This is a genomic window from Bradyrhizobium sp. Mp19, assembly GCF_029952935.1.
Taxonomy (GTDB): domain Bacteria; phylum Pseudomonadota; class Alphaproteobacteria; order Rhizobiales; family Xanthobacteraceae; genus Bradyrhizobium; species Bradyrhizobium elkanii.
The window spans coordinates 1-9,866 of record NZ_JASAUT010000068.1; the positions used below are offsets into that span (position 1 = coordinate 1).

Genomic DNA, 9,866 nt, shown 5'->3' on the forward strand with positions numbered 1-9,866 from the left:
CTATGCGCAGACCGAGGAGTTCGGTATAGCCGCGTGACTCAAACCAAATGGCCTCCGGCAATCCCGGGGCGGTTCACTTTCCCCGTTTCCAGGGTGCTCGCGAGATCTGGCCACAGACGGGCGCCGCTGACGCGGATGAGTGCATGCTATGGTTGTGGGGATGCCGGCGCGAGCCGTTTTGGGGCGGGGGCTGGAGCAGGCGCCGCCGGTGGAGGGGAGGGCCGGGACGAAGGGCAGCCGTTTGCGGCCTCGGACCCCGGCTCCGGATCGCCCGCACCGGAGGGGCACTTCCGCCGGCGTGGGGCCGGTCGGCGCCGTCGGCGGCATCGGTCCGCCGCTCCAAATTTGCAGAGGCGGCGCGGCCCACCGACACCGGCGCCGCTGCGTCCGCGCCCTTGCTCCGCCCAAGTCTCGACGAATCGACGTGCTCGAAGGACCTGCTTGGCCCACGACCTTCGGCCCGCGGATGGCCCACATGACCTCGCCGGCTTCCTTGAGCAGGCGGCTCGCACAGACTTTGTAGGATAGCCCGATCTTGTGTACCGAGCACTCTTGGCGCGCTCGGCAGGCTGATCGCCAGAAATGCGTAGCAGCCCTTGGCCGCCTGAAAATCCGACGACATTGTGCCGCCAGCAGGAGCGACGCCTCCACAAGAAGGCGGCTCTACGGAAGTAGCTTCTTCATCAAATCGCTGAGGAGCGGACTAGCCTGGGTCAGCGCATAGGCGAAGCTTGCTAGCAGCAGCTTGGCGATGATCGATTCGATTACAGTGATTGAGCGAAACAGGACATTGGTGCTGTTGCTGTAACCATACTTCAGCTCCCAGGCTGTTCTAACGCTGAACATAAGGGCCGTACTCGCACGAGCAACGCTTCGCGACACAGGCCCTTTTCCGCCTGCTGGGTTCGGTAACTGGGTCCAATAGATTCCGGAAAAGACCAAGACGGTGACAACAAACCAGAACAGGACTCGAAGAGGGCGCAGGCCGTAACCCCAGAACCAGCGCGAGGCGACGCTCGTTATTTTTGCGAATGGCTCGTCCTCTGACCCTTGGCCGATTTCCTCTGAAACGCGAAGTTTGTATTCGGCATAGTTTTTGAGCTCGACATTCTGAGCAAGATCAAAGGCCCGCACCAATTGCCGCCAGACCCGACGATCGTCTCTCGTCCGGCGATCGTTGGCGTACAAGCGCGGCGTGTCTTCCCTCCAGACTGCCCACCAAGGTGGTCTGACGAGGAACTGTTTCGCATCAATGTAGAGCCCCCTATTCAAGGTAATGTCTTCGATGTTGATCTCGGAATTACCCTCATCGCCGGATTCGTCCGCGTTGGGCCCCATACCCGGCAACTTCACGTCTTCGAAGTGCAGGTCCCCATCGAATGAAACTGTCCGAAATTTGAGGCTGGAGCGAACTTCACAGCTTTGGAAATCGACGGAATTTTTGAACGCCGTGCGGATGAATATCAGCTTGTCAAATGCTGCGCGCCGGAAGACGGCTTCGCCGTCTACGATCATTGAGCCTCCAAAATTATTGAATTCAAGCTCTCTGATCGATCTGGCGTCGTCAAATCCGAGCCGCCCCGAAAAGGCGACGCCGTAAAATTGAAGTCGCTTTCCCGATGCGCCGCGGAAGTCGGCGCCTGCGCGGAAAGTGCTTCGAAGAAATCGAAGGCCGGTAAAGTGGGCAGTTCGGAAGTTGGCGAAGCCCCCGAACTCCGTGCCATAGAACGGGCCAGAGGCGGGACCCACCACGCCAGTTGACGCCAACGTGGCGCCACTGAAGCTGACGCCGCTGACGAACTGCACGTTTCTGAAGTCCATGCGGTTCATGAACATGGTGTTGATGAAGCTTGCTTGACGACTGAAAACGGCTTCTCGAAAATCCGCGTTTCCTTCAAATGTCGACTTGCGTCGGATCATTCGAGTAAATTCCAGGTTCCCAACGAACTTTGCGCGCCAGAAGCTGGTGTTCGACTTGAACTCGGAACCAAGGATCGCGGCGCCGGTTTTGAATTCGGCGCCGACAGCCGACACATTTGCTTGGAAGGTGGCGGAGCGGATATCGATGCCGCTTTCAAAAGTCGATCGGCTAAGATCCATCGGGCAGGCAACCCCGAGAGAGTCGAGCTGAAAGCGATCGTTTACGATGCTTTCCTTGATGAGCAATGGAATCGAAAGCCAACGTTCCGGTCCGCCTGTTGTATCGTCGGTTTTTGTGTTGTCCGTATCCTCTTCATCTGGATCTTGGGCGGTCGGTTTGGAGGGCGACGTCTTGAAGTCGAGCTTCACATCGCCCCGAATGACGCCTTTTTCGATACGCAAGCCTGCGTTTGGTAGGCATTTGCTATCGGACGTTATCCACGTTCTGAGAACTGCAACTATGTCCTCACCGTCGATCTCACGGCCAATGATCGTTTCGCCCTTCTCGACGGCGTTCTTCAGTTCAGCTCGCGTGATCGATTTGGAGACGGGTAGAGGGTCCGGCTCGGCGGCGAGTGTCGCGTTCACTTGCGAAAGACCGAGCGTCAACGCAAGGACGAATAGAGGCGCTGTAATCCGCAGTTCTTTGCAGTTGATCTCGACGCGACGACGTAACCTTAGTCCGCACATCCGAGTGGTGCCCCCTTAATCGCAGCAGAACTGTCAAGTAGATCGACGCTCGGTCCTATTCTTCGGCAATAGTGTACGAGGTCCCGTGATTGTCGAAACACCTCCACGCCTGACTGTCCTTGAACACGATTGCATCCGATCCGGTAGCTCGTGTTTCTCGCGTCTCGTTCGCTCGTGATCATTACGTGCAAGTCTTTGAAGCTGTCGGAGACAGGATGAAGGACGTTAGATAATGAAAGAAGAAGCCATCTTAAATAATCCGTCGACAGAGTATCGGGTAGATGCGCCTGCCAGCGAGGCTTCACCCAATGCAAAGCTAAAACCGCAGGGTGGCCTTCAGCGGACAGTGGTCCGAGATCGCCAGCAGCGGGTCCGGGTGGTTTTGGCTCGCTGGTCGCGTCCCACCCAATCGACCGATCGCCACCTTGGTGGCGGGGGCAGCAGCAGTCAGGCTGGTGCTGATAAGCATCTGGTCCAAGCCAATCGGATTGCGGCAACCCAGGCTGTCTGCGCGCCTCAGCGGCTTCAATGCGTCCTGGTCGAATAGTTCACGCTTCGATCGCTCGCAGATTTGTTTCGCAACAGCATTCACCGGACATTCGGGCTCGAGATGAGTAAGTGCGCTATCCGCCGGTGCCCCATCATTCACTTCGCCGTATAGGCTGCGCACGAGAACGCCCGCCGGTAGGGGCGAGACAGGGTCGCTGCCATCGGAGCGGATCGCAGATGGCATGATCTTGTTCTTCTCGTGAGAGAGGTGGCGATTGAAATCTCCCATGACGATGACCGAAATGCCGGAGGATCGCGCCTCGAGCCACGCTTCGAGAGGACTTATCTGTTGCTGCAAGATCGGGCATGCGTTGCCCCCGCCATCGAGCTTGCCGCGCTCTTCGAGCGGGCTGACACATGACGATTTGAGGTGCACGGTCAGGATCCTCAATGGCTTCCCATCTATCTGCAATGTCATCGACAATCCTGGTCGAATCTGATCGGTCGGACCGAGCAGCGGTAGCGATAGCGGCTTGTCGACCATGCAATCGGATGAAGTGCCCAGGGCCCGCTTCCAGGCGATCGCAAGCCGCTGGACCTTGAAGCCGTCGAACGAACAGATTTCGAAATCGGCGCCGTTGTTCGGCAGCACCTCTCTGACGGCAGTCTCGCCGCTCACTTCCTGAAAGGCCAGGATATCGGCATCCAAATTCGCCCCAATGAAGTCTCTGATCTGTTGCGCGCGCTTTTGATAGGCAACTTCGGTGACCGGGACTATCTTATGAAAATCGGTCTGAAACACATCGCAAGGTGGCTTTTGTGCGATGTCCCACTTTATCTTGGCATCGCGTCCCCATTTGAGCTCCCAACCAGGCTTGGTTGCTCCCGTTGTCGAAGGCTCGAAAAGACCGCTCGACTGGTTAAAGGCGAACGGCTGCCCGCAGTCCCTGATCCATGCCTGGGCTTCTGCCTGGCTTAGATGCCATCCGAGATTCCACGTCGCGACGGTGAGGTCTCGAGCGTGTGCACCATCTGTGAGTCCTACGAGTAAAGCTGCTGCTACAAAAATCGCTCTTTTGAGTATCATCATCTGCCCCATAATCGCTGCGGCGGGACGAATTACTTATGAACTGTGCTCTGACACAAGGCACACCTTCGTCGTTCTGTAGGTGGCTATTGTGCATTCATGCGCATCTACTAGGAAAAGCGGACTCCTCTAGCGTATTCGCGATTATCATGCACGATTAAGACGCTCGCGCAATACGTGCATTGAGTCTGTAGCGCGCGCTCATTTGTCGCCGCTCCAAGGCAGCATTGCCACCCGTATCCGAAAACCTGGTGCCGACCGGGTTGAAGCTTCTGGTCGTTTGGCTGCGCGAGCGGCCAATCGGTATCGCCATCCAGCCACCGCTAAAATCGACATTCTTTGGTTGGAGTCGATTCAGCCGGTCGTCCGTGGCTCCCGGTTCGAGCGGAAGCGCAAGCCGAAGCCGCGCCACGCGAAGGCCTCCTGAATCTTTACGTCACCAAATCAGCACCCCGGGGACTCCAAGACGTCAGCGATCCGCTTGTTTACCTTGTCGAAGATAGCCTGGTATTGCGCCCAGATCGCATCGCCGTCCGGGCGCTGCTTCGCGTATCTTGCACGACGAGAAGTGCCCGGTTTAGTTTCGTCCGGAACGGACCGAATCCCGCGGACTATTTGATCCCGAAGTGTCCTAGCGCCCAACGTCCAGTCGTGAGCTGCTAATGTGGGAACGCGATCGAGTTAGGCTCGCTTCGGCAGCAGTTCGGCTGTCCGGTCCGCGCCCGAATTCTCGCTTCTTTCAGCGAGTAGCGTACGGTTCGGACGGTGTCGAAAGAATAAGGCCCGCGTTCGCCTCTTCGATTTGTCAACCGAGCTTGACCGTGCACGCGATCTATGTACGATCGGCAATCAAAGATTGCAGATGAATTTTCGATCGGAATTTGTTGCTGAATAGGTATTGTCGCGGCACCCGGAGAGGGCGGCGCTTTCATGGCATCGCGAGCATTCGAGCGAATCGGCGGCTTGTTTCCCGCGCGATCTCTGATGGACCGCCGGATGCAGCATGCTGGGATTTGTGACCTTGGCGTGACGTCGGGACGTTCGGACATGTGGAGCGCGGCCGCGTCCCGATGTCCGCTCCACGTGCTTTCGAGGGGGATGGGCTGACTTATGGAAATAGATCAGGCGCGCTTCCGCAATGTCGTCGAGCAGACGCGCGAAGATCGCGATCGCGTGCGCAAGCTCGTAGAAGGCAAGCAGTGGCGCCAAGCCGAGCCGGACCGGACGCGCATGGCGATGTTCAGCTTGCGGACCGCACGACAAACCATGCCGCGAGGCGCTGAGGCTGTGCAGGGGCCCGACGACATGCAGGCTTCGTGGTTTCTGCCGGGTGGCGCGACGGCACGGCGGGCGATCGCATTCGTCGAAGCGACGGGCGGAGGCAAGTGGACGGCAGGCTCCGGCTTTCTGATAAGCCCGACGCTCTTCATGACGAACCAGCACGTGGTCCAGGACGAAGCGGCTGCGCTTTCGGCCCAAATCACTTTCGACCGGGAAATGGGAGAAGACGGTTCGATGCGGCCCACCACCGCCTTCCGTTTGGCGCCCGACCGTTTCGCCCTGTTCTCGCAACAGGAAGAATTGGACTACGCTCTCGTCGCGCTCGGGCAGAGAGTGGCCGGCGACGGCGATGCGCGCGATTTCCGATATTGTGTCCTGTCCGATCGGCCCGACAAGCATGCGATCGGCATGAACATGAATATCGTGCAGCATCCGAATGGTCTGCCGAAGATGATCGCCATTCGGAACAATATTTTGCAGTATCGAACCGATCGTACGCTTCTGTACGAGACGGACACGGATCACGGTTCGTCAGGCGCGGCGGTCTTCAACGATGCCTGGGAGCTCGTCGCGCTTCATCATTTCGGAGAGCCGTTCCTCGAACGTAAGGACGAGAACGGCAATCCCATTCCGACGAACGTTAATGAGGGGGTGCGGATCAGCGCCATCTATCGACATCTCTCGGAAAGGCTCGCGAGCCTCGACGGGGAGCGTCGCGACCTGCTGCGGGCCGCGCTCGATCTGTCGAAGACGGCTCTCGTGCAGACGGGCGGAAAGCGACTCTCGCCGCCCCATCCTTCTTCGGATGCACAAGAGAGTCTGGTGATCGGGGAGGAGGGCGTGATGGCCAGCGAAGCCGGTGGAAACGAGATCAAGGTGACTATTCCGATCGAGGTGAGCGTTCGGGTGGGGGGAAACTATGTCGCTGCCGCTCCAGTAGCGCCCGCGCCGCAGAAGACGCTCACGCGCGCGGCGGAGAAGATATCGGTCGACCAGGACTATTCCAACCGTGACGGCTACGACCCGCGGTTCGTGCACGGCGTGACGTTTCCGCTGCCCACGCCGGTCGGCAAGCTTTCGAAGCAGGTCGCTCCCCTGCGGGCTGGCGAACGGGACGCCGAGGCCGGTGAACTGAAGTACGAACACTTCAGCATCAAGATGAACAAGGCCAAGAAGATGGCTCTCTTCACGGCCACGAACATCGACGGCAAGAGTTTCCTGAACGTGGATCGCTCTACCGGCGAGGTTACCGATGGCGCCGAGGGAGAGACCTGGTACGGCGACCCCCGCATCAGCGCGAGTTTCTTCATCGACCAGACCTTCTATTCGGGGTGGTCCAATCTTTTCGACAGGGGCCATTTGACCCGCCGCATGGACCCGGACTGGGGAAGCAAGGAGCAGGCCGAACGCGCGAATGCCGACACCTATCATTTCACCAACTGCACCCCGCAGCACTTCCGCTTCAACGAGAGCACCAAATTCTGGCAGGGCGCCGAGCAATATGTCCTGGAAAACGGAGCCATTTCGGAAGAGACCGCGAACCGCATCTGCGTCTTCCAGGGACCGATTTTCGACGACAAGGTCGATCTTTGGGCTGACGACATCCAGATTCCATCCTCGTTCTTCAAGGTGATCGCCTGGAAGGGCAAGAACGGCGTGAAATCTGTTGGGCTCGTCGTCGATCAGCGTCAGTTGCTGTCCGAGCAGCGCAAGGGAGGAATTCCGCCGAAGCCGCCGGCTTTCGTCGACGTCTCGCAATGGCGGGTCGCCATCACCGAGATCGAACGCCGGACCGGCCTGGATTTCGGCGACCAAGTTAGGTCGGCCGATACGTTCGAGACCAAGGATCAGCCCGTCATAGGCGAGGCGCGGCCGGCGGTTCCTGTGAAATCCGCGTCGGATCTTCTGCCTCGGAACCTATGACGATGGCGACGCCTGACGCAGGTCTTGGAATACTGCTGACGTTAGTGCCGGCTGCCGCGCTTGGATTCTCGCTCTACCAGTATCGTATCAACAGCTTGAGCTCCGAACGCCAACGCATGCGCGAGCGCGCGATCAAGGCCGCGGACGAAATGGCCATCCTGCGCAGCGATGGCGACGTCTCGCTTGCATTAAAGCTGCTTGACTATGGAGATGTCTCAATTGAGGTGGTCGACAGGAGTTCCGGTAGCAAGACCCAGGTCAACGTGAACCGGCAGCAATTCGCGCAGGCTCTCGACTATCACGGCAAGCGCGAGAAAGCATCGGGTACGCAATCAACGGAAGACAAATTCGGGCCGTTCGAGATCAGAATTCGGGATATCGTCGATGCGCTCCTCGTCTATCTGGAACGCGTCGACGCGCTGATCGCCGCGGGCGTGATCGACAAAGCCGAATTTGGCGATCTGTTTTCCTATTGGCTCAAGCTGATGGCCGAGCAACCGCTTCCACAGGATTCCAAGCTCGATCATTTCGACGACGTGAGCCGCGCTGCGCTGTGGAACTACATACGCAAGTATGAATTCATCGGCGTCGTACGGCTGTTTCGCCGGTATGACCGTGCGGCGGTCATGAACGCGGCGTCCGAGGACGCGTTCAAGCCCAGGGCGGCGGCAGCTCTCCTCAAGCCCTGAGATCCTCCCGAGCCAAGCCCGGTCATGGTCATTGGTCGCTTTTCGGCGGCTTCTGCGATGCCTTCGCCACCAGATAGGTGGCATGGCTGAGACCGAGCAAGGCGGTGAAGGAATCGCTCACGTCCGGCATCGCCGGAAACAGCGGATTGCCGGTGTTCAGTGCCGACACGACCGACGCGGCGGGAATGTTCCGGACGCGCGCGAACAGCAGCCCGGCATAGGCGACGACCAAGATTGCCGTAATGATCAGATTTTGCACCCTGGAGATATCGATCTCGTTCGCGTTCCCGGCTTCTTCGCCCGTGAAAAAATCCATCACGGTGGCGTAGGCCGGCGAAGGATTCTTGACGAGCGGACTAGGTGCGATCATGCCACCAGTGAAGCGTTGGACGTCTCCTTCCCGGCGCAAGCCGCCCTCGGCGAGGCTCAATTGAGTGTCGCCTTCCTTGGCCTTCAATATCAGCTTCGACGCCATCGGCGAAACGAAGGAGATGCCGAGGGCAAGAAACAGCGTCTGGTTCATGGCGGGAAAAAGATCCTTGTCGCCCACGCCAAGAAAAGCCACGTTGAACAGCGAGAGGATGCCGTAGCCGCCGAGGATCGTGAGCGTCCATACGCTGACCTGCGCACGAGCGAGCGACATCCTGTTCTGTGCATTGATCCACAAACCCAGGACGTGGTTCTTCAATCCGAGACCCGCGGCCATCACCAGCAGCGTGATCGCAAGCATCATGCCGGCCATTTGCAGACCGAGCGATAGCTCTCCGGTGGAATTCGCCATGCCACGGAGATGGCTCCCGAATATTGAGGAGAGGATCCATTCGACTGTTCCACCAGCCGAATCCGCGGCGAGCAGCGCAAGCCGCCATGCGACCGCGCATTCCTTCTCCAGTGGCGGGATCGGCGCTCCGGCCGCCGGCGGCGCAGTAGGGGTGCATTTATTCGTCCGGATATCTTGAGACCATCCGTCGAACTTCTGACATGCGGCGGCGTTGGCCGCATTGGCTTCGCATATTTTCGATTTCTTGAGGTCCGCCGCAAACTTCTCACTGCCCGTCGTAATTTGCCCGCGCAGCAGGGCATGAGCCTCGGCCGCGGATCGTCCGGTCCACATCACCGTTCCCCCCACGTAGGTGAACAGCAGGATGGCCAGATAGAGCACGAGGAAGGGGGCACCAAGCAGGTTGGGCTTGCGTAGGACCGGCGCGCGGCCGTTGCCCGTCACGTCGGAGATGAAGCGCACTTCGCCCGCAGCAGGCTCGGTCGTCCGTTCGTACAGTCCGAACTTGCGCCCGCCGCCGTCTTTGCGCTGCGAGAAGATTGGCGCTTGCGGCGTATTGTCGATGATCCTGCGTTGCCATTCGGAAAAGCCGCCGGGCGGTAAAACCGGGCGTCCGGCCGCGTTCAACTCCAACAGCATGACGATGCCTGGAAGATCGCGGCCATTGTACTGGCCGTTGCTACCGGCCTCGGCCGCCGTCCGCATTCGATCGAATGCCTCACGGTCCGCCGACACGATTGACGGAACGAACCGTGATGGGAAAGCCGCGGCGCGCTCGTCAATGGGCGTGCGGTCCGCGATCCGTGCCACTGCGGCCTGCAGGCGCGTCAGCATCGGCGCTCCGTCTTCGGCCACGAGATCCCCGGTCTCCGCCCAATCGATCGCGAGGATTTCTGGACTGAGAGGCATGTCGACCCCCATGCAAAATTCGCATCGGCATTGCGCCGACGCAGATCATCAATTCTGCCGCCACCAGGGGCGAGGAATGAAAAAAGAACGCAGTTGT

At 59.2% G+C, this 9,866-nt stretch carries 5 protein-coding genes; 2 read left to right on the forward strand and 3 right to left on the reverse strand.

What is annotated here, in order from left to right; translation table 11 throughout:
• Positions 1-663: 663 nt before the first annotated feature.
• A complete protein-coding gene (locus QJT82_RS39260; RefSeq protein WP_264641769.1) occupies positions 664-2,508 on the reverse strand; it encodes a pentapeptide repeat-containing protein in 1,845 nt (614 codons plus the stop codon).
• Positions 2,509-2,926: 418 nt separating this feature from the next.
• A complete protein-coding gene (locus tag QJT82_RS39265) occupies positions 2,927-4,189 on the reverse strand; it encodes an endonuclease/exonuclease/phosphatase family protein (RefSeq protein WP_026192354.1) in 1,263 nt (420 codons plus the stop codon).
• A 1,107-nt stretch (positions 4,190-5,296) separates the two neighbouring features.
• On the opposite strand from QJT82_RS39265, the gene QJT82_RS39270 reads away from it, so the two are divergent.
• Positions 5,297-7,390 carry a DNA/RNA non-specific endonuclease gene (locus QJT82_RS39270; RefSeq protein WP_018270074.1) on the forward strand — a complete coding sequence of 698 codons (2,094 nt, stop codon included), beginning with the start codon at positions 5,297-5,299 and terminating at the stop codon, positions 7,388-7,390.
• Between the two features lie 2 nt (positions 7,391-7,392).
• Positions 7,393-8,079 carry a hypothetical protein gene (locus QJT82_RS39275; RefSeq protein ID WP_141382013.1) on the forward strand — a complete coding sequence of 229 codons (687 nt, stop codon included), beginning with the start codon at positions 7,393-7,395 and terminating at the stop codon, positions 8,077-8,079.
• A 28-nt stretch (positions 8,080-8,107) separates the two neighbouring features.
• Here QJT82_RS39275 and QJT82_RS39280 read toward each other — a convergent pair whose 3' ends face one another.
• Positions 8,108-9,781: a hypothetical protein gene (locus QJT82_RS39280; protein WP_028345386.1), complete on the reverse strand. Its 1,674-nt coding sequence runs from the start codon at positions 9,779-9,781 to the stop codon at positions 8,108-8,110.
• Between the last annotated feature and the right edge of the window lie 85 nt (positions 9,782-9,866).